This window comes from Paenibacillus apis (genome assembly GCF_018333295.1).
Lineage (GTDB): Bacteria > Bacillota > Bacilli > Paenibacillales > Paenibacillaceae > Fontibacillus > Fontibacillus antibioticophila.
Map to the genome: position 1 here is coordinate 406,950 of NZ_BORS01000002.1, position 21,705 is coordinate 428,654.

The window sequence follows — 21,705 nt, forward strand, 5'->3', positions numbered from 1 at the left end:
GCTTTGTAGTTGGTGTGTTCAGCCTCAGTCTCTAAGCCAATTTCACCAAATGATATTTCTTCTTGCCTTTGCGGATAATGATGAATCGCCCTTCGATCGCTTGTTCTGCGCTAACCTCGAATTCAAGCTCACTTATGCGGTCGCCATTCAATGAGATGGCGCCGTTCGTAATATCCTCGCGCGCTTGGCGTTTCGATGGCTCAATGCCGATATCAACAAGCCAGTCAACGATATTCTTGGCTTCTTTACCAGCTTCAAAAGTAGGCATTTCCTTGAAGCCTTGTTCAATTTCATCCGCAGTCAACGACTTGATGTCACCGCTGAACAGGGCTGCCGTAATTCTCTTCGCTTGCTCCAGCATTTCCTCGCCATGCACGAATCTGGTCATTTCTTCCGCCAGCGTGATTTGAGCTTCACGTTTATGCGGCTCAGTTTGTACCTTTTCTGCAAGAGCTTCGATCTCCTCTTTACCAAGGAACGTAAAGTACTTCAAGTATTTAACGACATCGCGGTCATCGGTGTTCGCCCAGAATTGGTAGAATTCATATGGTGTCGTCTTCTTCGGATCGAGCCAGATTGCACCGCCAGCCGTCTTGCCGAACTTTGTGCCGTCCGCTTTTAGCATTAACGGAATCGTCAGGCCAAATGCCTTGGCTTCAGAGCCTTCCTTTTTACGGATCAGATCCAAGCCGCTAGTGATGTTGCCCCATTGGTCGGAGCCGCCGATTTGCAGCTGCACATCCTCATGCCGATACAGATGCAGGAAGTCCATTGATTGTAAAATTTGATAAGCAAATTCGGTGAAGGAAATTCCGCTTTCGAGACGATTGGCAACAATATCCTTGGCCAGCATCGTGTTGATGCTGAAGTTCTTCCCGTAATCACGCAGGAAGTCGAGCACATTCAATTGATGCGTCCAATCGTAGTTATTCACCATGCGCAGTTTAGTGTCTCCGTCTGTCAGAAACAGCTTTTTCATTTGCGCAGTCAGAGCATCCACGTTCGCCTGTACTTGCTCCATCGTCTGCAAGGACCGCTCGGATTGACGTCCGCTCGGATCACCGATCGTTCCTGTTGCGCCGCCGATCAAGATAACCGGCCTATGACCTGCCAATTGGAATCTTTTCAGCATCATAAAAGGGATCAAATGTCCGATATGCATGCTGTCTCCGGTTGGGTCAACCCCGCAGTACAAAGAAATCGATTTCTCCTCCACCAGCTTGCGAAGACCTTCCTCATCCGTCTGCTGATTAATCGCCTCGCGCCATGCCAATTCATCAATAATGTTCACTGTATTCAGCCCCCTATAGATAAATAAAAAATCGCCCCTTAGTCCATTACAGACTACAGGGACGATTGAATTCACCGTGTTACCACCCAAATTGTATGATGATATTATTCGCCGGCTCATCATACCACTCTCAGCTTGATTATCGTAAGCTAACCCGCTTGGCATTACCCAAGATACTCCGGAGTGTAATTCGCAAAGGATCAGTGTGCTGCCAGGTTCCATCAACCCCTGGCTTTCTGGAAAGCAGTGACTGCCTGCTACTTCGCTCTTTCAACGTATATCGATATAAGATTACTGTGAAGTATAGTGAATTCTTTTTCAATTGTCAAATGGAATTCTTGCTGCCTTGTTGTTCTTCTGTGATAATGTCACCCTATAGTGGAATACGGCGATTATGGCGAGCCTGAACCGATGGAGTCCCCGGACGGAGACGAGGATGACGAATAGTGGATGCCTAAAGGCCGGGTGAACAAGCATAATGTCTATTATGCTTGTTCACCCGGCACGATGAGGAGTTACTTCAATGTGAAGTTACCGGAGCCAGTCTCGACCTGAAGCTTGATTTCTCCGGAGCCGAAGGCGCCTTCGATGTCGTCCTCATCCCTGGTATTCTCGTAACGGAAGCCCTCTTTCTCGACACGGCCGACTCCTGAACCGCCTCTGTACGAGACGGCAAGCGATTCCGGCGTGCGGTCCAGATCTATGGTGACGTTGCCGCTGCTTGTGGTGAGCGTGGTGTGGCGAATGAGATCCTGCGTAACCAGATCGATATTGCCGGAGCTGGACTTGCCGTCCAACTCGGCGACGCCGTCATTGAATTTGACGTTGCCGTTGCCGACGTCGAACTTGATCGTGTAGGCCTCGTAGCCGTCGACGCGAATGTTGCCGTTTGATGTCTTCAGCACGAAGTGTTCGCCGCTGATGTCTTCGATCTTCACGTTGCCGCTGGATACTTTGGTGTCCAACTCCGTGACGGACATCTTTTCAATGGTGACATTGCCGGAGCCTGCTTCCAGATCAACGGTGTCCCAAGCCATATCGGACAAGGCAATATCGCCGTTGCCGACATCGACGTTCAGTTGGCTCCATTGTTTATCGGGAATTTCGACGGTCATTGTAATTTTGGTCCAGTTGATGCCGATACGAAATCCGGTATTGTTGTCGATTTCCACATGGAGCCGGTCGCCCCGGGATTCCGTTTGCAGTTTGATGTCGTCGGCGTATTCTTTGGTTGCCTGACCTTCTACATTGATTCGAACCTGATCTCCGGACCCTTTGACCAGTTTCACGTTGGTGCTTCCCGATTTAATGTCGATATTGCTTAGCGAAGAAGCGTCGACGGCGCGTTCGATATAAACGTCCTGTCCTTTCCATGACGCTATGCGTTCCATCGGGGATTTGTCGCCGAGCAAAACGAATGTCAGTGCGGCCGCGCCTACTATCACCAATAGCGTACCAAAAATGGTTCTTCCTTTCATAATTCCGTCCTCTTTTCCGTTCGCGATAAACCGTAATTGTTGTACTCATTGTAGCAAGCATAGGCATTGGAAAAAACAGCCTCCGGATGTATCGGGCAGCCCGACTTAAGTCTAGGATGAACCCGGACTGCGAACGGCATCATTTTGATATTTAAATTTAAAAATCAAGTTGCGCTTGGGCGATATTTATAGATTAAAGTAAAGTATAGTGAATTCTTTTTCAATTGTTAAATGGATTCTTACTGCCTCCTTCTACTTCACGATTGCCAGCGCCAAACCGTCATAAGCCGGAAGCATGGTGCTGAGCAGACGCGCATCTGTAGCAATCATTTCATTGAACTTACGGACAGCTTGCACCGAGGGGCCGTTCTTCTCCGGGTTGATTGTCCTGCCGCGCAGCAAGGTATTGTCGCCTGCAATGATCGCTCCTTGATCCGCCAATGTAATGGCATATTCCAGATAGGATGGGTAATTCTCCTTATCGGCATCAATCAGGAACATGTCAAAACGCGCTCCCTCACTCTCAAGCTGCCTCAGGCTTTCCAGCGCAGGCCCGATTCGGTACTCTACACGGTCTCCATATCCGGCATTTTTCAAGTTACGGGCTGCGAGCGCAGCGTTTTCTTCCTTCAGCTCCAGCGACACAAGCTTGCCGTCTTCCTTCATCCCTCTCGCCAGGCAAATTCCACTGTAACCGCCTAATGCGCCAATCTCCAGAATGCGGGACGAGCCGGAGAGCTTAGCGAGCATTGTAAGCAGCCTGCCGTACCCCGGCGCAATCGACACATCCCGGATGCCGCTCTCCAGGATAGAGGCTGTAACCTGCTCCAATATGGGATCTTCCTTATAAATTTGTTCACTGTATTGTTCAGGGGTCAACAACCCGCTGTTTTCATGATCTTCCAAAGGTAATCCTCCATTTTCGGTTTGTATCTTCCCGGACATTGTCCTATACTGAATTGTATGGCTTTTTCCAAGGAACGACAAGTAGATCACGGAGTTGATAGATAGATGAAGGAAAGATTACAGTTGATCGCCACGGCGCCAATGGGGCTGGAAGCGGTTGTCGCACGCGAGCTGAAGGATTTAGGATATCAGGATACGGTCACTGAAAATGGACGGGTTACGTTTAGCGGAACCCTGGCTGACATTTGCCGCTGTAATCTCTGGCTGCGCACCTCTGATCGGGTTCTGATCAAAATGGGCGAGTTCAAGGCTACAACCTTTGACGAACTGTTCGAAGGGACCAAAGCATTGCCTTGGCACGACTGGATTCCCGTACACGGTGAATTCCCGGTCGAAGGCCGCTCCCACAAATCACAGCTTAGCAGCGTGCCGGCTTGCCAGGGGATTGTCAAAAAGGCAATCGTAGAGAAGATGAAGGAGAAATATCATACAGAATGGTTTCAGGAAAATGGACCGCGCTATGTTATCGAGGTGAACCTGTTAAATGATGTGGCTCTGTTGACGCTGGACACGACCGGACCGGCCCTGCATAAGCGGGGATACCGGAAGCTCGTTACCGAGGCTCCGCTCAAGGAAACGATGGCTGCCGCGCTCATCCTGCTCAGCCGCTGGAACCAGAATCCTGCTCGCCCGTTCTACGATCCTTGCTGCGGATCAGGGACACTGCCTATCGAGGCTGCGATGATCGCCTGGAACATTGCTCCCGGCCTGCGCCGCACCTTCAATTCAGAAGCCTGGCCGATCCTTCCGGAAGAACTCTGGCAGGAAGCCAGGGATGAAGCGATCGATTCGGTCCGGGATGATATCCCGCTCCAAATCGCCGGAAGCGACATCGATCCCAAGGCGATTGAAGTAGCGGAGGCTGCTGCCAAGAGCGCCGGACTGGCCAAGGAAATTTCTTTTCAGACACTGCCTGTTACGAGAGTCCGGCTGGAGGGTGAATATGGCTGTATCATCACCAATCCGCCTTACGGAGAACGTCTTAGCGAAGAGAAGGAAGTTCGGAAGCTTATCGGTCAACTCGGCCGCCTGTACGTGGAGCTGCCGACCTGGTCCTTCTTCGCCATTACGCCAACCAAGCAATTTGAACATGATTTTCAGCGTAAAGCGGACAAGCGCCGCAAGCTATTTAACGGCCGGATTGAATGCCAATACCTGCAATTTCTCGGACCCCTACCTCCGCGGCATTAATGCCAAGGCGGAGGGGTTCTTCGCCGCTAATAGACAGGTTGAGGTATTGAAGCCATATGCGGCTTTTTCGTTTAAAAATACTGTGTCCGGCAAAGTGCGTCTTCAGTTTCATACGATTTTTCGTACAAAAATGATCTATTCTGCGGAACTTTTGAGTTTTTGTGCGATTTTCCGTACAAAAAATGTATGTCCGGGGAGCCAGTCGGTTCAGTTATATGTTTTTTCGTATAAAAGAGCTCTTTAGGTTGATTTCTTGGGACTTTTATACGAAAAACCGCACAAAGAGCTTAAGTCTCCTGCTAGTCAGGGCAGCCGGGGCTCTAACATTACGAATCCATTTAATCATTACTTTTATTTCATTACTTTTGTTTCATGACTGGAGGTGGGCATTTTGCTGGAATTTATCGTGTTCATTTTGTCCTTATTCTACAAGCTCACCGTTCTGCACGGTAATCTTCATGCGCGCTATATCGATATGAATTTGCTGGACGACGTCATTGCCATCGGCTCCGTGATGCTCGTCTCCTTCTGGACCCTGTGGCTGCCGCGCCGGGGGCGGATAATAGCTCTAATTGTTCTTGATGTGCTGCTGAGCCTGCTGATCTTTGCCGATCTGGTTTACTATCGTTATTTCGGCGATTTCATTACGGTGCCTGTGCTGCTTCAGGCGGGACAAGTGGGCGAGCTCGGCGGCAGCATTCGGGAGCTGCTCCGTCTCTCGGATCTTCGCTTGGCTGCTGATTTTCTGCTCGTATTTGTTGTCTGGGCAGGTATGAAACGGTTTAAAAGTAGCCGCAAACACCGCTACAGCAATTATGAAGCAGTGCCGGCATTGCGAAATACAGAGACAAGCGGGACGGCAATCCGCATGTCTGGCACTGGTTGGCGCCGCACTCCTCGCTCTCGGCTGCTATCCGGCATCATCGCTTTTGTACTCGGATTCGTCCTGACGGTCGGACCGATTACCTTTTACGCAAAAACCTGGGCTGTCGGATTGTTCGAAGGTGCCTGGTGGAACCTGTCTCTGTACAATGTGACCGGGCTGCTGGGCTTTCATTACTACGATGTCTCCCGCTATGTGAAGGAAAACGTGCTCGGTAAGCCAAAGCCTTCCCCTGAGCAGCTGGACGAGATGAAGCAGTGGTTCGCAGAGGCGGCCCAAGCAAGGAAGGGAAACAACGAGACGTTTGGGGCCTATGAAGGCAGTAATGTGATCGTCGTTCAAGTCGAGGCCTTCATGAATTTCATGATTGGCAAAGAAATCAATGGCGTAGAGATCACGCCAAACTTTAACAAGCTGATGGAGGACAGCCTCTATTATCCCAATTACTATCATCAAACCGGACAAGGACGAACCTCGGATGCGGACTTCACCTCACATGTATCGCTGCATCCGCTCCCTTCGGGCTCTGTATTCACCCGTTTTTCCAATCATACCTTTGACTCGCTCCCCCAAATCCTCGTTGGGCAAGGCTATGACACGGCCGCATTCCATGCCTATGAGGGAAGCTTCTGGAATCGGACGCGGATGTATGAGGCGATGGGATACAATCATTTTTATACCAAAAAGGATTATACTCTCGATGAATCGGTCGGTTGGTCTCTCGGCGATAAATCCTTTTTCAAGCAGTCGCTGGAGCTCATGGATGACCAGCAGCAGCCGTTCTATAGCTTTCTGATCACCTTATCAAGCCATCATCCTTATACACTGCCGGCCCCCGCCAAGGATTTTGACTCCGGTGAATTTAGCGGGACCATTTTCGGCTCCTATCTGGAATCGATCCATTATGCGGACGCAGCGTTGGGACAATTGGTAGAAGGACTGAAAGCCCGGGGACTGTGGGAAAATACAATTCTCTATGTCTACGGAGATCACGATAATTCGCTGACAGACAGTTCTGATTACGAGCAATTTTTCGGCAAGCCGCTCACAGAGCTGGATATGCATCAAATCCTGAATCAAGTGCCTCTTCTGATTCATCTTCCTGATGAGGCGCTCACCGGCATCGACAAACGTGCATCAGGGCAGCTTGATATGGCGTTCTCCCTGCTCCATTTGCTCGGCATCGACTCTTCGTCTTATCCGATGATGGGGAATAATCTGTTTACCGATTCCGTGGATGCCTCGCCGCTTGTCGTGTTGCGTTCCGGCGCTTTTACGGACGGGAAGCTGTACTATATTCCATCACCGGACCATCAATATGACAATGGGAGCTGTTACGACCTTTCAACCAGAAGCAAGACCGATATCGAGGCGTGCCGGCTTCCTCATGAGGAAGCGCAAAAGCGTCTTCTCATGTCCGACAAGGTGGTCGAACTGGACCTGATTCCGTTACTGAGGAATGAAGCTGACTCCCCGAATTAAACGTGCGAGGTGAGATAAATCTGCCGAGACGAATGAGATTGCTTCCTTATATTTGAAAAATCCTGCGGTCATTTGTAAGAATGACCGCAGGATTGCTAATCGGAGTCTTATATGACTTCAAGCACGTCATTATCCGGCAATGACGGGTAATTAAACTCAGCCTACTGTTTAGGCTTCTTCACAAAAGGCGCTGCCTTCTCGATCACTTCATCCTCAGTCGGCGCGCTGACATATCGGCCATTAATATATACAAACGCTCTCTTGCCGCAAGGGCCGCAATACGATTTGCAGCCTACTTGAATCTCGGCATCAGGAGCCATCTTCTGAAGCTTGGGTACCATTGTCTTTAAGCGGATATGATTGCATTTGTCACAGATCCGTATATCGTTAGCCATACTATTCCCTTCTTTATTCGAAGCTAAGCTGCCATACCCGTGCAGGGTGTGGCATTAGTGGTCACCGTGATTCCCTTTGGAAGGATTCGTAATGACGAAGCCCTCTTCCGGAAAATACAAATAATCAATCTTGACGCCATCAAGCAACGGATCATTCCCATCCAGAATAACGTCAATCTCCTTATCGGTAGGAATCACGGTGTCGCCTTCCTCCGGCTTCACCAGATCCATCCCGTAGTGGGCATGATCGCCATGTGCATGTGTAATAACAACCTTCAGAGCCAAGCCCTGATTCTCTTCCTTCTCCAGTTCCTTCTTTATGACTTTCGCCGCATTGCGGGTAATTTTCACCTTCATCAAAATCACTCCATTTCTCAATATGACATCAATATTCCTATTGTAAAGAAACATTCGCGCCCGCGCAAGACCGGGCTGATTATTACTACTCTTTTGAACAACCTCTGCTAGGGATTGATGTCGATTCGTTGAACCCCGTCCCGATCCTTCTGCTCTGCCCGACCGACAAACCAGTTCATTAGCAGCATCGTTACGGCAATATCATCAATCGGTATGAAGGGCAGGACGTCCGGCAGAATCCAGTACAGAATGGCAGGTATGCCAAGAAGCAGCTTGTCCAGCAAGGGAACCCTCGGTGAACGAAGCAGCCCTGGCAGCTTGCGGAAAACATGTGCCCAGTGGCGCAAAGACCAAATTCTCGACCATTTCATGGCGATCCCCCCTTACTAATACAATACCCTAAAGCTCCGAGAATTAAATAAGACGAATCTGAACCAGCTCGGCTTTATATTTACTTCAAACGTGCGGCATATGCAAGAAGTTACAAAAAAAGCGGGGACGCGCATCATCGCGGCCCCTGGATAAATTCAGCCAGCACTGGAGCAAGACCCCGGTAGATCTCATCATACTGCTCCGGCGGAAGCGGGTTCACGCCTTCGCCGGCCTCGACCGTGTAGCCGGGCCGGCGAAATTCATGGATGAACCAGTCCTTGTATCCGGCATCACTGCCGGTTAGCTTGACGGACTGGTAGCCCTCCCCGGCCGCAGCCATCCTCGCGGCCAGCGGCTCTGCCTCCCGCGGCTCGCAGTCGCGGTAGTTCCAGTAAATCTCCTTGCCCTGCGTATGCAAGGAGAGCACCCGGCTGAAGCCCGCTTCGCGCGTCAGCCGGGCCAGGGCGGCCGCCTCCGGCTCGCAGAGCGGATGCGGCCCGCCATAGTCCTGGGGCGCCGGGCCTGCCACGCCCCGGCGCTCCCGCTCCAGTTCCCAGCCTGCCGGGAACTGGTCGTTAAGATCGACGCCGCGGATATTGGCCTTCCAGCGGCGGAAATCCCTGCTGCCGCCGTTCCACGCGGCGAGCTGCTCCGCCCAGGCACAGCCGGGCGGGATGCCGTCCTGCGCCAGGTCTGCGCCGTCCGGATTGGATAGCGGCACCGCCCACAGGGTCACGGCGTCCAATTCCGTCGCGCCGCCTGCGAGCCTCCGGGCGGCCAGCTCCTCCACATAACGGAGCAGAAGCGGCGCGGTAATCCATTCATTAGCATGGACGGCCGCATTCATATGGACCTGCTCCGCTCCTTTTCCAAGACGAACCGCCCAAAGCGGCTCTCCCAGAACACTCTCCCCCAAAACTTCAACGGTAAGGATATCGCTATATTTCTCCAGAAGCCGATTTAGTTGGCTGGAATACGTACCGCTGCGATACCCCTCCTGCTCCAGTCGAACAATGGATCCTCCCGGCCATTGCACAGACGAATCTCCCCGTATTTGCACAAGTCCCCCTCCTTGATGCTCCATTAAGGAGCCAGGATGCGCATTCCGTACACTACGAACATGAGAATATACAGATGAGCCGGATAGAACGAGCGCCATAGCCATGCCGGAGCCCGGCTTGCCTCCACTTTACGCCACATCCCCCCTCCATAAGCAATCGGAAGCGTTATGACCAGGCTTGCCATCTGGATCAACCAGCCATAAGCCGCAAGATAAATCAAATTGAGTCCCAGGTGCATCAGCAGCAGCTGCGAGGAACGCGCATATTTGAATATAAGCACGAGAAGCAGTCCATATGCTCCATAATCGAAAGGAAGCACCTCCATTGCGAGGCAGCACAGGGCAATCACCAGAACCGAAACAACGCCCGGCTTGATTCGTTCAAGCAGCTTCAAGATCAGCAGAGAGACCAGCAACGTCGCCACCACATTGAGCCCGCCTGGCTTCAGCACCAGTTGATAGGGAATTTGCGAGATCGCTGCAATCAGGGCTAACCTCAGCATATAATTGCGGAAGTTCGAGGTATGTCTGTAGCCCTGGACAAGCGCATAGGCATACAGGGGAAAAGCAATTCTGCCGATGATCCGCCAGATCGCTTCATCCGGAAAGAACAGCAGGCCTGTATGGTCAATCAGCATGGTGAGCATCGCAATCCATTGCATAGTTTTACTCCTTTTTAGATGTTGTTCAAAAATAAAATAAAAATGATTCCATTCTAGCTCGGTTTTGATTTACACTTGAGCCAGAAGCAGCCGCATAATTGGAGGAACCGACATGTATTTATTTGTGATTAATGCTAAATCAGGAAACGGAGGAGCCCGCCGGGTCTGGGACAAAATTCGGACCGTACTCCACAAACGGAATATTCCTTATGAGTATACATGTACCCAAAGCGCAGAGGAAGCTCAAGCTTACCTGAAAGAACGGCTGACCGAGCGCACGGACTGGCTGGCCGTCGGTGTGGTTGGCGGTGATGGAACGATCCACAGCCTGCTGCCGGCTATGCACAATTCGGGAGTTCCGCTAGCGGTATTCCCTGCAGGATCAGGCAATGATACCGCCAGGGGCTTCAGCATTCCGAGAAACACCGAAGCAGCCCTGGATGTCATGCTGAAGGGCCGCGCCCGCTCAGCGGACTTGATCTCCATTTCCGAACGAAATACATTGACCGCACTGGCTGTCGGGTTCGATGCCGAAGTCGCAAATAACGTCAACAAGAGCTATTATAAGAAGATCTGCAACTTGCTCGGAATGGGAAGACTCGCTTATATTATCGGAATCTTTCATACTCTGATTTCCTTCCGTCCCGCCGCATTGACGGTAAGCTGCGATGGAGAAGAGCATTCCTTCTCCTCCGCCTGGCTGGCCGCAGTCAACAATGTGACCACCTATGGCGGCGGCCTGGCCATTTGCCCTGAAGCAAGAACAGATGACGGACTGCTGGATATATGTATTGTTCATAACTGCTCCCGATTGAAATTACTGCTACTGTTCCCGACCGTGCTTTTCGGCAAGCACACCCGACTGTCCTTCGTGACGATGCTTCGCGGCCAGGAAATTACCGTCCACAGCAGCCTGCCAAGGCTTGCCTTGGGCGACGGGGAGCCTGTCGCATTTACTCCGCTCACCGCCTCCGCGCTTCCGGGTGCAATGAAGGTCATGACTCCTTCTTCAGGTTCTCGCAGCCTTCTTGGCGCTGAAAGCTGATTTTTTGAATTGCATTTTTAATGGGCATATGTGCAAAAAACCTCTGGCAGAAGGCTCTGTCCAAAGGTTTTTTCGTCCTATGCGGTTGGGCTGGAGATTTGCCACACAATCGGAGTGAGCTCGATTTGCTTGCCTAGCCACCGCAAGGCAATTTGCCGGAACATTTCCGGGTCTCCGCTGCAAAAAAACTGGTGAACCGGCAGCTCGCTGCCACGGGCCAGCTTGCCCTTCTGATGGAGGATCGTGCTAATCTCCCTTGCCGTCTCGTCAGCGGAGTTGATCAGCTTTACGGACGAGCCTATCACAGTCTGGATCACCGGTTTCAAAAAAGGATAATGCGTGCATCCCAGAATCAGACAATCCAAGGAATACCGACTGATCTCCTTCAATGCATCCCGTACAACCTCGACCGCCTCCGGCGTCTCATAAAGCCCTTGCTCGACAAACGGAGCGAGCGTCGGACAAGCCTCGCTGACAATTTCAAGAGTCGGATTCAGCTCCTTCAGTGCCGATGAGTAGGCACCGCTTCGTATCGTTCCCAAGGTGCCGATAACCCCGATCTTTCCCGTCTTGGTCGCGCTTATCGCAGCGCGCGCACCGGGATGGATCACGCCAATCACCGGGATCGCTACCTTGGACTGGATATAGCCGAGTGCTGCCGCAGTAGCTGTGTTACAGGCAATCACAATCATTTTCGGATTAAATTGAATCAGAAAATCTACAATTTGCTCGGTAAACAGGCGTACTTCCTCTGCTGAACGAGGTCCATAAGGCGCACGCGCGGTGTCTCCAAAGTAAATAATTTTCTCTCTCGGAAGCTGTCTCATGACTTCCTTGACGACGGTAAGGCCTCCTACGCCGGAGTCTAATATGGCAATGGCTTGCTGCACGAACATACCGCTTCCTTCATTGAAAATTTGCATTTATGATTTCTTCCTTACATTATGTCAATCCCGCTCCAAGCGTACCTAAATCTTAACCCAAATAGCAGTGCGGTACAACAACCATAAGCCCTATTTGGGAAGGATAGTACAGCAAAAGCCGGGACAGGTCGAAGCACCTGTCCCGGCTTTTTCGGGAAACATACCTTACTCTTTATCTGTTTCTTCCGCAGCTGCTGCCTCAGCTCCTGCCGGCGCTTCCGTAGGTTCGGACACCGCTTCCTCCGACTGAGCTGCCTCATCGGCTTCGTCGGATGGTCCAACGGCCGCCTCCAATGCAAGCGGCTCCTCTTGGGCCGCTTCTTGCACTTCCTCGCTGCTCTCCGCCTTCGAAGCACGCCAGGTCTGGAACTCATGAACGAGATCCTCGGCCTTTTCCTTCACGATTCCGGCGATCTGGGTACTCTGTTCTCCAACCTTTCCTGCCACTTCCTGGGTCTTCTCTCCGACTTGACGAGCTCCCTCCGCAATATCCTTGCGAAGCTCACGGCCCGCCTTCGGCGCAAACAACAATGCAGTTACCGAGCCGACAATCGTACCGATCGCCGCCCCCCAAATCCAGCCCTTCTTTCCGTTACTCACGTCTCATCTCTCCTTGTTCGGCCCTTTGCCCCAGTACAGCTCCAGTTCGCACAGATGCCTCTGTCAGGGCGAATGCCTATATCGATATTGTATTATAAGCAATGCGGGATTGTCCCGACACACCTATTTTAAAATAAATGACTATATAAGCTGAACTATAAAAGCTACGTAGAAAGGGCATAAGTGTGAAGTGCACTGATGAAACGGAGTGTTCGCCTTTGTGAGTGGATTTTCACCTTGCCAGAACTTAGTCAATAAGAGAAATCCGCGAACAACAGCGATCGTAAGCACACTTCACACGTTGCCTCCCAGAACGTAAAATTCTGTAGTTCAACCTATATACGCCTGAATACCTTCCTGATCCAAATAAGCCTTCACTCTGATCGAAAAAGCACGAAGCAACCCCGGCAAAGCTGCGGACAATTCATGCGCATGACTGCGATCCCAATCCACATATTTCTGAACGAGCGGTTTTCTTAGCCGGACCAGCCCGGTAAGCTGCAAGGCCAGCTCATGATCGATAACAGATTCATCCCGCATGATCTCAACGATGTCCTCATAGCTGCTCGCATCCCGCATAATAAAACCATCAATTAGATAGCTGCCCACATCTGTTATAGCTTCAATAGCCAGATGCAGCGCCCGCTCCTCGGCAAACCGCAGCATTAGCTTATCTTCATCAGCGGCTGCAGTTTCCGCTAGAACTTGAGAAATTCGGGGCAGCAAGTCCAGTCTGCGCTCGATCTGACTTCGGTCAACATAATACATCGTTGTCTGGGCCTCCTATATCAGAGAGTAGGCGATTCCTTCATCAATATTCAAAATCGACAGCAACCTGGCTTTCTCTAACCTGGGACATATGCTCGATGACCTTCTTGTGCTCGGGATGCACTTGATAACCTTCCAGGTCCTCCAGCGAATCGAATTCCGCGATGAGAGCGATGTCATAAGAACGAGCCGACTTTACGACATCGATTCCGACCTCTAGACTTCTTAGCTGCTCAACCTTTCCATTCAGTCCCCGTAATACCGAAACCGTATGCTCGATATTTTCCGCACTCGGGTCCTTAAGCTTAAATAATACGATATGCTTAATCATGGTAATCACCCCTTTGTACAAAATATATCATAACAACAACTCCTCTTCCACCGCAGACGGCATGCGCCATCTAACAGCAGAAGAGGAGGATTGGCAGGAGACGGATCCTGGCAGACCATTATCTATTATGCAAAAAACTTCGGCAAATAAGGCTTATGAGCTTCCAGCAGCTCTTCCAGCAACACCTTCGCTACCGTTACTGACGGGACTAACGGATGATGAACCAGTGCCTGCAAGGCCAGTCCCCGGTCCCCGCTGACGGCCGCATCAATCGCAAGGCTCTCATAGGTCTTAACAGCATGCAGCAGCCCCTTTATGGTCTCAGGCACGTGCATCGGCTTCAAAGGAACAGGTCCGGCAGCGGTAACTACACAGTTAATTTCAATACTGGCATCCTCCGGCAGGAAATCATAGATCGCTCCATTAGGCACATTCAAGGTCTGGATATCGTTCCGGCCCAGATAGAGCGACTTCATCAACTGGACGGCCGCCTCGGAATAGTAGGCTCCCCCCCGTTGCTCGAGCTGCTTCGGCTTCTCTTGCAGGCTTTCATCGGCGTACAGCTGGAACAGCTCCTTTTCCACGCTTCTGACCACATCGGCACGTGTCCCGTTGTTCTCAAGTGCTTCCTTCTCCTCTTGGAGCATTTCATTCGTCATATAATAGTATTTCAAATAATATGTCGGCACCGCGTGCAGGGACTGCAAAAATTCGAGATCCCAGCCTAATGTCGGTACATTCTTCGCGTTGTATTCCCCTTTTCCAGCCAGGAGCTCCGGCATTCTCTCCTTCCCGTTCACCAGTGCCGAGGTTACCCAGTGCAGGTGATTAATGCCTACAAATTCCGGGAGCACCTGATGCTCGGAGGTTCCATAGGCTTCGGCCAAGGACTTCTTGAAGTTGATCGGGGAATTGCACAGTCCCACAGTTTTGACCTGCGAGTATTTCATCACTGCCTCCGTAATCATCCCTGCCGGATTGGTAAAGTTCAGCATCCAGGCATTCGGTGCGAGCTCCTCGATATCCCTGCAAATATCCAGAATCACCGGAATGGTTCGCAGCGCTTTGAACATCCCCCCGGGTCCTGTCGTTTCCTGGCCGATCACGTCATGCTTAATCGGAATATGCTCATCCCGCTTGCGGGCTTCCAGCTGACCCACCCTCATTTGAGTCGTCACATAATCTGCACCTTGTATCGCCTCTCTCCGATCCAGGGTCAATTCAACCTTGATGGGGAGGCCGGATTTGCGGACCATCCGCTTAGCCAGGTTCCCTACAATCTCCAGCTTCTCCCGGCCTTCTTCAATATCGACCAGCCATAGCTCCGAGACCGGCATTTCCTCATAGCCTTGAATCAACCCCTCAACCAGCTCTGGCGTATAGGATGATCCCCCTCCGATAACAGCAATTTTTATCCCTTTGCGATCATTCATGACTCCCGTTCTCCCTTCCTATCCGCGATCATAATTTTCTTCAGGCGTTCTACCGCCTCAGCCTGCGGCGCATATCCATCCCGATCCATCGCGCTAAGCACCGCACCAACAACCGGTTCCATTTCAATGCGCCGTATTCTGGCATATGGAGCCGTCTCATGAACCCGCTTCGCAAGCGATTCCCGCATGAGATCGGTTCGGCTCTTGGAGAGAATGCTCCCGCCAAGCACCAAATCAAAGTGATCTTCCTCCATATCCAAGCGGCGGATTAAAGCCGCGGCCGCATTGCCAAGCTCTGTCCCCTGTTCTCTCAGAATCCCTTCAGCCACCGCATCTCCCGCTTCAGCGGCAATAAATACCTGCTCCGCCAACTGCAACGGGGGTTCATAGCCTTCATCCAGCATTGCATCCAACACCTCAGGAATACTGCTGAAGCCAGTGCTTCTCAGAACCAGCTCCTGCAATAAAGTCTGTGGCCCTCTAAGGTCCCAGGCCCTTACCGCCGCGCGAAATGACAGGTTTGCAAGGTCTCTGCCCGAGCCTTGTCCATCACCGAACAAATATCCAAACCCGCCATATTGCAGCTCTTGGCCGTCCCGGTTTCTGGCAGCCGCATTGAAGCCCGTGCCGCTAATGACGACGGCCCCATGCGATGCTTGGCTACCCGCTCGCATAGCGATCATTGTGTCGCAGGCAATGTCAGTTCTGGGGTACTGCAGCCGCGCAATCATCGGACGAAGCACTCTGTAATCGGGTTCCCGGTCAGCCCCGGCCAAGCCGAAATAAGCGAAGGCGATCTCGTCTTGCCTTAAGCCGGCTTCATTCAACGCTTGAGCGCACGCCACAGCAATCTCATGCTCCGCTCTGGCATTGGTCTGATGGTTGCCGTTGCCAGAGATTCCTATACCGCACGGTTCTCCGCTTGCATTCACGATCAGACAATGTGTCTTGCTGCCTCCCGCATCCACGCCCATATAATAGTTCATATGCATCGCTCCTTCTTCCCCCAGCATACAAAAAAGGACTACTGCATTTCCTCTGCAATAGTCCTGAACTATAATATGATCTTACTGAAAATCACTGCTATCATAAAACCGTCTAAAGAGTGATTCTGCGTTTCTGGGTAACGTGTGAAGGTTGCTTTCGATCGCTGTTGTTCGTGGATTTCTCTGATTGTAATAAGTTCTGACAAGGAAGAAATCCTCTCGCAAAGGCGAACACTCCGTTTCTGCACCAACCTTCACACTTATCCCCTTTTAACGCAGGTTTTAGTTCATCATTTATATGCTACGAATGCACTTTAATAGCTAATAATGCCGACCAAGTACGCATTACACGCTTATGAAGATAACACGTTGTGCCATTGACGTCGTGCAAAAAGCGGATTGCGCAAGCTGCCCTGTGCATCATGCAGACATCACACTACGCGAAGCTCCTAATGTGCGGTGTGGAGATTGAATAACGACAGTTGATCGACCCACGTAAATACGGGTCATACGCATGTAGTGAAAAAAGTTACTCTAAATTTAGGTGAAATGATGGAAATGCGGATATAGTGAAATTCTTTCGCTTAAAGTTGGCTATACCGTCGGTTTAACTAGTTACTGGAGATCTAAGGTAATTTTATTCACTAAAATTGAGTTCGAGCGCCGAATGAAGAATTTAAGGTAAGAAATTTCACTGGAGCGTGCCAGAATGAAGCTGAATAAGCGGGATGAGTTAAGCTCGGAACAAGACTGGAATACCTAGTCGGATAACGAAGTTCCGTGTTCCTCGCAAGGCTGAAGCAACGTACAACTGGGCACAACTCCAGGCACCCAGTGTTCCATGGGCTGTGCGTAAAGTGAATCGCGCAGGCTTCCATTCATGTGCCTAACCTAAGGCGTGCCTGGCAGCAAGAAGAAGTTGGGAGGAGGCTTGCATGGAGTATTCTGCTTGCGTGCCGCAGGCTGCAAGCTTACTGTAATGCAACTGTGGCGCAGTCATGGTGCAATCTCGAGTATCAGTTATACTTCAAAGGCGAAGTGATCAGGGCATAAGTGTGAAGGGTTGTGTAGAAGCGTAAGCGTTCGCCTTTGTGAGCGGATTTCTCCCTTGCTAGAACTTAGTCCAATCATAGAAATCCGTGAACAACAGCGATCGTAGCACCCCTTCACACGTTGCCCCTCTAACAAGCCCTCCAATATTTAACTGTCTTCCCGCTATTGCACACTTCCCTGCAAACGCGCCCTTGATTCGCCCGCAGGGAGCTTGTAGCAACATATGCAGGCACTTCGTCAGAGCTAAGATTTTTGGGGACAGCCCCTTTAACACTTCACACTTATGCCTTTTTTACGTAACTTCTTTGATTCAACTCATAGAGGTTTTTCCTTGAAGCTTCCTGCGCATAGCGCTTGGCGGTTTACCCACGTAACGCAAGAATAGCCGATTGAAATTGGATAGATTCCGAAAGCCCGACTGATCGGCGATTTCCAGAATACTGAGCGAGCTCTGCTCCAGGAGCTGAACCGCGTGATCGAGTCTTAGCTGCAGCAAATAGTTCATAGGGGACATCCCCGCTGCCTGGCTAAAAATCGCACTGAACCGGGATGGGCTGAGATGGGCTTGCTCCGCTAATTCGGAGAGTGTCCATGCACGCTCCAGATCCGATTCCATTCGCTGAATCGACTCGCGGATCATCTCCAGATGCTTGACAGCCGGGCGGGCTTCCGCTGTCTCCGGCTGGCGGAAATGGCGGTGCACCTCTGCCAGCAGCAGCAGCAAGCAGCCATGGAGCACAGAATAGCGCGAGCTTTGCTCCGATTGATATTCCTCCAGCATTCTCAAAATGTACTCATTTAATCCGGCATTTGCGGCTTCGATCTGATCAGCCGTGATCCTGTTCGGGAAAAGGCTCCCTGTTTGTCTGAAGGGCAGCATTATCTCCGGATTATAACGATGCTCCGAGCTGACCAGGGACGGCTCGAACATGATCACGACCATTTCCAGATCCTTTCCCTCATATGCCCGATGCAGATCGTGGGAATCGATCAGAAATACATCACCCGCTGCAAACTGATATTCCTGTCCGTTGATGATATATGTCCCCATCCCGGAGGTAATGAGATTAATCTCCAGTGCGCGATGCCAGTGCAGCCGTTGAAACAAAGGGCTAACCCCCTTGGACACGGAGACCGTCATCGGAAATTCGCCCGGCATTTGTATGAGGTCAGGTTGAATCATCTGGTATTTTCCTCCTGCAGCTTGATTCATGTTTGCCTCTATTAAAGCATACCCGCCAGGATGACTCAATTCTCTATTGTACGAACCCTATGAAACTAGCACACATATAGTATAGAGTCCCCAGCGATTTCTATTGGCTAGGACATTACCATTCAATGAGAGGAGGTGATGCCCATGAACGCTATGCTTTCCGGCAAGTATCAGTCCGCCCGCCGAAGTATCCGTATCTTGAGTGCAAGGATCGAGCTGCTGGAACATCGTGTGGAGCATTTGGAGGAAACCGTCCAAGCTAACATTCTTCCGCTCCCGCTAACCCGGGAACGGCTCCACAGCTTGGTTGGCACATCCCTCACTGTCCAAGCCTTTGACCGGAAAATCCAAGGAATCTTGCTCTCTGTTCAGCCCGATTTCCTTGAATTAATGGATCAGGAGGGAAGGCGTGTCATCATCCCTGCAGAACGCATAACAGCTATCGATCCGGAGTAGTAAAGCCGGCAAGTTAGCATGCTTGTGTGTCTTACCCTGCAGAATCAATGCTTATTCTATTCACCTGCGGGGGCTTTTTTTTCTTTTTCCGAAGTATCCAGCAGCACTGCATTAATGCCGTTGATGAAGGCCTGGGCACTCGCCTTGATAATGTCTGTGTCCATAGCTTTACCTGTATAAATATTGTCTTGATGCTTCAATCGAATGTGAACCCGGCCAAGCGCCTCTTTTCCCCGGGACATGCTGTTAATTTTGTAATCCAGCAGTTCAACCTCCAAGCCGGTCAAAGCCCGGATCGTTCCATAAAGAGCGTCGATCGGCCCATCTCCGCTTCTGGTATCCTCCAGACTGACTCCCTCTCTCTTCAGCTTAACGGTAGCCGTTGGAGCTTCATCGTCTGTAACGACCCGAAGCGATTCCAGCTCATACAGATGACCGCTTCCTCCAGACTGCTTGCGCGCTGCGGACAACAAGGCAAATACATCATGGTCGTAGACCTCCTTCTTGTCATCCGCCATGCGAAGAAAGGCGGCAAACAGCCCTTCGAATTCGTCCGTAGATCCGGCATAGAAGCCCAGCTTCTCCATCACATGCCTGAAGGCATGACGTCCTGATCTCGCGGTCAATACGAGCTCCATGCTCTCTACTCCAACATCCTCCGGCGACATGATCTCATAGACCTCCTTGTTCTTCAGAAGACCGTCCTGATGAATGCCTGAGGAGTGCGCAAAGGCATTTTCGCCGGTGATGGCCTTGTTCACTTGAACATCCAGTCCGGTCAGATAAGTGAGCAGCCGTGAGGTTCTCATAATTTCCTTCAGATTCAGATCCGTATGGCTCTGATAGAACGATTCCCTTACCTTCAGCGCCATTGCAATCTCTTCCAGCGAAGTATTTCCGGCTCGTTCACCAAGTCCGTTGATGGTACACTCCACCTTCTCGGCCCCGTTTTTTATAGCGCTTAGTGTATTCGCGGTTGCCATCCCCAGATCGTTATGACAATGAACACTGAGCATCACGCGGTCATTGAGATTTTTCAGACGTTCATGGATCTTTCGGATCAATTCGCCAAATTCCTCCGGTACCGCATACCCGACTGTATCCGGGATATTAATGATCGTCGCTCCTGCCTTGACGACAGCCTCAATGGTCCGCCACAAATATTCGAATTCCGATCTGGAGGCATCCTCCGTAGAATACTGGACCTCAGGCAGTAGCGTACGGGCATACTTAACGGCTTCTACCCCCATCTCAAGCACTGCATCTCTTGAACGGCTGAACTTCTTCTCCACATGGATATTCGAGGTGCCAAGCACGATATGGATGAATGGATTCTCAGCCAGCTTGATGCTCTCGTATACGCTGTCAATGTCATTCTTAACGGCCCTTGCAAGGGCTGTTACGGAAATCCCGCCCCTAACCGTACGAGCGATCTCCTGTACCGCTTGAAAATCACCGGCAGAGGAAGCCGGGAATCCTGCCTCAATCATGTCGACATGCAATTGCTGCAGCTGACGGGCGAACTCCAACTTCTGCTGTACATTAAGCTTCGCTCCAGGAACCTGTTCTCCATCTCTCAAAGTCGTATCAAGCACCCAAATTTTTCGACTCACAATCCTTCATCCTTCCTGTTTTGGAGTATCCTTTATGTGAAGCGGAGGCGGCTGAACCCGGAATTCAGCCAACAAAAAAGCCTCGTCTCTATAGCTAGAGACGAGGCTTACCCCGCGGTACCACTCTAATTGATTCTGCGCCAAAGCAGAATCATCTTGTTCGATGGCCATCACCATCTATCCCGATAACGGTGGAACTCCGGCATACCCTACATTGTCAGGCAGCAGTTCATAGACGAGTTCAGAATGTCGGACCTGCCGTTTTCCACCTGCCAACGGCTCTCTGCGAAAGTCCTGAATTCCTACTATTTCTAATCGCAACATTTCAATTTTAAGAATTGTTATACATAGTATGGCAAATTCTCGAGAATGTCAACAGCATGAAAAAAATCATAAAGTGAAGTGGTGAGTTATGACGTTTCAAACATCGGCATATCTGAATGTTCTTAATGCCAGCACGAAAGTAACGGTTCCTACGATAAACAATAGGCCGATATTTATAAAGTAATTCGGCCAATCCAGGGCCAATGAACTTCGCAGCCCATCAACAAACCATTGGAATGGATTGAAACGGCTGATCGTTTGAATCCATTGTGGGGCTCCCGCCAATGAATAAAACGCATTGCTGCAAAAAAGAAACGGCAGTATCCCGATACTGGTTATCATGCTTAGATTGCCTTCGGTTCGAGTCAGGCTGGCAACAAAAAAGCTTAGAAATACATACCCTATAGCCGCTAAAAAAATGATCGGAATGACCAGCAAAGCAGCAAACACGAACTGATCGATCCCGAATACAAGTCCCCCGGCGAGTAACACGACCATTCCACACAAGACCGATGTCAGTGTCCATGCGCTTGAGATGCTGTAAATATATTTCCACAGCGGCAAAGGGGTAATGCGTAACAGATGATAGACGCCTCTGCGGCGTTGTACCAAAATGCTGTATGCCGTAGTCATGAATGAATAAAACAAAATGCTGACAGCCATCATGCCGGTAAGGATATGTCTAGGATACTCCGACGAGTTAAACAGCATCCCCAAACCAATAGCTCCGGTCACAGGCAATAAGATGGACCAAAAGAATAAAAATGGATCACGGACGGCGGATTTCAGTGTAAGTTTAAATATAGTTTTCATTATCGTTTCG

General features: G+C 50.7%; 21 protein-coding genes and 2 other annotated features. Of the genes, 4 read left to right on the forward strand and 17 right to left on the reverse strand.

Translation table 11 applies throughout. From position 1 onward, the window contains the following. Positions 1–31 precede the first annotated feature (31 nt). From tyrS to KI362_RS04480, 3 genes are all read right to left on the reverse strand, one after another. A complete protein-coding gene (tyrS, locus tag KI362_RS04470) occupies positions 32–1,291 on the reverse strand; it encodes a tyrosine--tRNA ligase (RefSeq protein WP_212939496.1) in 1,260 nt (419 codons plus the stop codon). A 54-nt stretch (positions 1,292–1,345) separates the two neighbouring features. After that, positions 1,346–1,574 (reverse strand) — a binding site (T-box leader). A 232-nt stretch (positions 1,575–1,806) separates the two neighbouring features. Next, complete coding sequence (locus KI362_RS04475; protein ID WP_301625150.1) at positions 1,807–2,769, reverse strand: DUF4097 family beta strand repeat-containing protein; 963 nt, start codon at positions 2,767–2,769, stop codon at positions 1,807–1,809. Positions 2,770–3,021: 252 nt separating this feature from the next. After that, positions 3,022–3,651: an O-methyltransferase gene (locus tag KI362_RS04480; protein WP_301625273.1), complete on the reverse strand. Its 630-nt coding sequence runs from the start codon at positions 3,649–3,651 to the stop codon at positions 3,022–3,024. Between the two features lie 129 nt (positions 3,652–3,780). Here KI362_RS04480 and KI362_RS04485 point away from each other — a divergent pair, with 129 nt between their 5' ends. Further along, positions 3,781–4,926 (forward strand): THUMP domain-containing class I SAM-dependent RNA methyltransferase, encoded by a 1,146-nt coding sequence (locus KI362_RS04485; protein ID WP_301625151.1) that lies wholly within the window; start codon positions 3,781–3,783, stop codon positions 4,924–4,926. Positions 4,927–5,317: 391 nt separating this feature from the next. Further along, positions 5,318–7,291, forward strand: coding sequence for an LTA synthase family protein (locus KI362_RS04490; RefSeq protein ID WP_301625152.1), 1,974 nt, complete (start codon positions 5,318–5,320; stop codon positions 7,289–7,291). Positions 7,292–7,452: 161 nt separating this feature from the next. Here KI362_RS04490 and KI362_RS04495 read toward each other — a convergent pair whose 3' ends face one another. From KI362_RS04495 to KI362_RS04515, 5 genes are all read right to left on the reverse strand, one after another. After that, positions 7,453–7,686, reverse strand: a complete 234-nt coding sequence (locus tag KI362_RS04495; protein WP_212939500.1) for a DUF1450 domain-containing protein — start codon at positions 7,684–7,686, stop codon at positions 7,453–7,455. A 54-nt stretch (positions 7,687–7,740) separates the two neighbouring features. Continuing rightward, positions 7,741–8,043: a HesB/IscA family protein gene (locus KI362_RS04500; protein ID WP_044477785.1), complete on the reverse strand. Its 303-nt coding sequence runs from the start codon at positions 8,041–8,043 to the stop codon at positions 7,741–7,743. Between the two features lie 107 nt (positions 8,044–8,150). Then, positions 8,151–8,414, reverse strand: a complete 264-nt coding sequence (locus KI362_RS04505; protein WP_044477784.1) for a hypothetical protein — start codon at positions 8,412–8,414, stop codon at positions 8,151–8,153. Positions 8,415–8,548: 134 nt separating this feature from the next. Then, positions 8,549–9,475, reverse strand: coding sequence for a M14 family metallopeptidase (locus KI362_RS04510; RefSeq protein WP_301625153.1), 927 nt, complete (start codon positions 9,473–9,475; stop codon positions 8,549–8,551). A gap of 23 nt (positions 9,476–9,498) precedes the next feature. After that, positions 9,499–10,137 (reverse strand): TraX family protein, encoded by a 639-nt coding sequence (locus KI362_RS04515; protein ID WP_301625155.1) that lies wholly within the window; start codon positions 10,135–10,137, stop codon positions 9,499–9,501. 112 nt (positions 10,138–10,249) lie between these two features. Here KI362_RS04515 and KI362_RS04520 point away from each other — a divergent pair, with 112 nt between their 5' ends. After that, entirely contained in the window at positions 10,250–11,182 is a 933-nt protein-coding gene (locus tag KI362_RS04520; protein WP_301625156.1) for a diacylglycerol/lipid kinase family protein, read from the forward strand. Positions 11,183–11,259: 77 nt separating this feature from the next. Here KI362_RS04520 and racE read toward each other — a convergent pair whose 3' ends face one another. From racE to KI362_RS04555, 7 genes are all read right to left on the reverse strand, one after another. Then, on the reverse strand, positions 11,260–12,078 hold the full coding sequence (gene racE, locus KI362_RS04525) for a glutamate racemase (RefSeq protein ID WP_187375150.1): 819 nt from the start codon (positions 12,076–12,078) through the stop codon (positions 11,260–11,262). A 192-nt stretch (positions 12,079–12,270) separates the two neighbouring features. After that, positions 12,271–12,705, reverse strand: a complete 435-nt coding sequence (locus KI362_RS04530) for a YtxH domain-containing protein (protein ID WP_301625157.1) — start codon at positions 12,703–12,705, stop codon at positions 12,271–12,273. 330 nt (positions 12,706–13,035) lie between these two features. Further along, on the reverse strand, positions 13,036–13,473 hold the full coding sequence (locus KI362_RS04535; RefSeq protein ID WP_301625159.1) for a DUF86 domain-containing protein: 438 nt from the start codon (positions 13,471–13,473) through the stop codon (positions 13,036–13,038). 43 nt (positions 13,474–13,516) lie between these two features. Next, entirely contained in the window at positions 13,517–13,804 is a 288-nt protein-coding gene (locus KI362_RS04540; protein ID WP_301625160.1) for a Dabb family protein, read from the reverse strand. Between the two features lie 125 nt (positions 13,805–13,929). Then, positions 13,930–15,237: a 6-phospho-beta-glucosidase gene (locus KI362_RS04545; RefSeq protein WP_301625162.1), complete on the reverse strand. Its 1,308-nt coding sequence runs from the start codon at positions 15,235–15,237 to the stop codon at positions 13,930–13,932. Continuing rightward, the gene (locus KI362_RS04550; protein WP_301625163.1) at positions 15,234–16,223 is read right to left on the reverse strand and encodes an N-acetylglucosamine kinase; all 990 of its coding nucleotides are present in this window, start codon (positions 16,221–16,223) and stop codon (positions 15,234–15,236) included. The genes KI362_RS04545 and KI362_RS04550 overlap by 4 nt, the downstream gene beginning before the upstream one ends. Positions 16,224–17,586: 1,363 nt before the next feature. Next, positions 17,587–18,459 (reverse strand): AraC family transcriptional regulator, encoded by an 873-nt coding sequence (locus KI362_RS04555; protein WP_301625165.1) that lies wholly within the window; start codon positions 18,457–18,459, stop codon positions 17,587–17,589. 174 nt (positions 18,460–18,633) lie between these two features. Between KI362_RS04555 and KI362_RS04560 the strand changes: the two genes are divergently transcribed. Then, positions 18,634–18,945: a DUF2642 domain-containing protein gene (locus KI362_RS04560; RefSeq protein ID WP_301625167.1), complete on the forward strand. Its 312-nt coding sequence runs from the start codon at positions 18,634–18,636 to the stop codon at positions 18,943–18,945. Positions 18,946–19,001: 56 nt separating this feature from the next. Here the strand turns inward: KI362_RS04560 and KI362_RS04565 are convergent, their stop codons facing one another. Both KI362_RS04565 and KI362_RS04570 read right to left on the reverse strand, forming a co-directional pair. Beyond that, the gene (locus tag KI362_RS04565; protein WP_301625169.1) at positions 19,002–20,558 is read right to left on the reverse strand and encodes a 2-isopropylmalate synthase; all 1,557 of its coding nucleotides are present in this window, start codon (positions 20,556–20,558) and stop codon (positions 19,002–19,004) included. A gap of 93 nt (positions 20,559–20,651) precedes the next feature. Further along, positions 20,652–20,886, reverse strand: a binding site (T-box leader). Between the two features lie 92 nt (positions 20,887–20,978). Next, complete coding sequence (locus KI362_RS04570) at positions 20,979–21,695, reverse strand: ABC transporter permease (protein WP_301625171.1); 717 nt, start codon at positions 21,693–21,695, stop codon at positions 20,979–20,981. Between the last annotated feature and the right edge of the window lie 10 nt (positions 21,696–21,705).

Bases quoted from the DNA above. Each gene is read 5' to 3' on its own strand.
- KI362_RS04475 (WP_301625150.1), bottom strand. From the start codon at position 2,769: ATGAAAGGAAGAACCATTTTTGGTACGCTATTGGTGATAGTAGGCGCG.
- KI362_RS04485 (WP_301625151.1), top strand. From the start codon at position 3,781: ATGAAGGAAAGATTACAGTTGATCGCCACGGCGCCAATGGGGCTGGAA.
- KI362_RS04495 (WP_212939500.1), bottom strand. From the start codon at position 7,686: ATGGCTAACGATATACGGATCTGTGACAAATGCAATCATATCCGCTTA.
- KI362_RS04500 (WP_044477785.1), bottom strand. From the start codon at position 8,043: ATGAAGGTGAAAATTACCCGCAATGCGGCGAAAGTCATAAAGAAGGAA.
- KI362_RS04505 (WP_044477784.1), bottom strand. From the start codon at position 8,414: ATGAAATGGTCGAGAATTTGGTCTTTGCGCCACTGGGCACATGTTTTC.
- KI362_RS04515 (WP_301625155.1), bottom strand. From the start codon at position 10,137: ATGCAATGGATTGCGATGCTCACCATGCTGATTGACCATACAGGCCTG.
- KI362_RS04520 (WP_301625156.1), top strand. From the start codon at position 10,250: ATGTATTTATTTGTGATTAATGCTAAATCAGGAAACGGAGGAGCCCGC.
- racE (WP_187375150.1), bottom strand. From the start codon at position 12,078: ATGTTCGTGCAGCAAGCCATTGCCATATTAGACTCCGGCGTAGGAGGC.
- KI362_RS04535 (WP_301625159.1), bottom strand. From the start codon at position 13,473: ATGTATTATGTTGACCGAAGTCAGATCGAGCGCAGACTGGACTTGCTG.
- KI362_RS04540 (WP_301625160.1), bottom strand. From the start codon at position 13,804: ATGATTAAGCATATCGTATTATTTAAGCTTAAGGACCCGAGTGCGGAA.
- KI362_RS04545 (WP_301625162.1), bottom strand. From the start codon at position 15,237: ATGAATGATCGCAAAGGGATAAAAATTGCTGTTATCGGAGGGGGATCA.
- KI362_RS04550 (WP_301625163.1), bottom strand. From the start codon at position 16,223: ATGAACTATTATATGGGCGTGGATGCGGGAGGCAGCAAGACACATTGT.
- KI362_RS04555 (WP_301625165.1), bottom strand. From the start codon at position 18,459: ATGATTCAACCTGACCTCATACAAATGCCGGGCGAATTTCCGATGACG.
- KI362_RS04560 (WP_301625167.1), top strand. From the start codon at position 18,634: ATGAACGCTATGCTTTCCGGCAAGTATCAGTCCGCCCGCCGAAGTATC.
- KI362_RS04570 (WP_301625171.1), bottom strand. From the start codon at position 21,695: ATGAAAACTATATTTAAACTTACACTGAAATCCGCCGTCCGTGATCCA.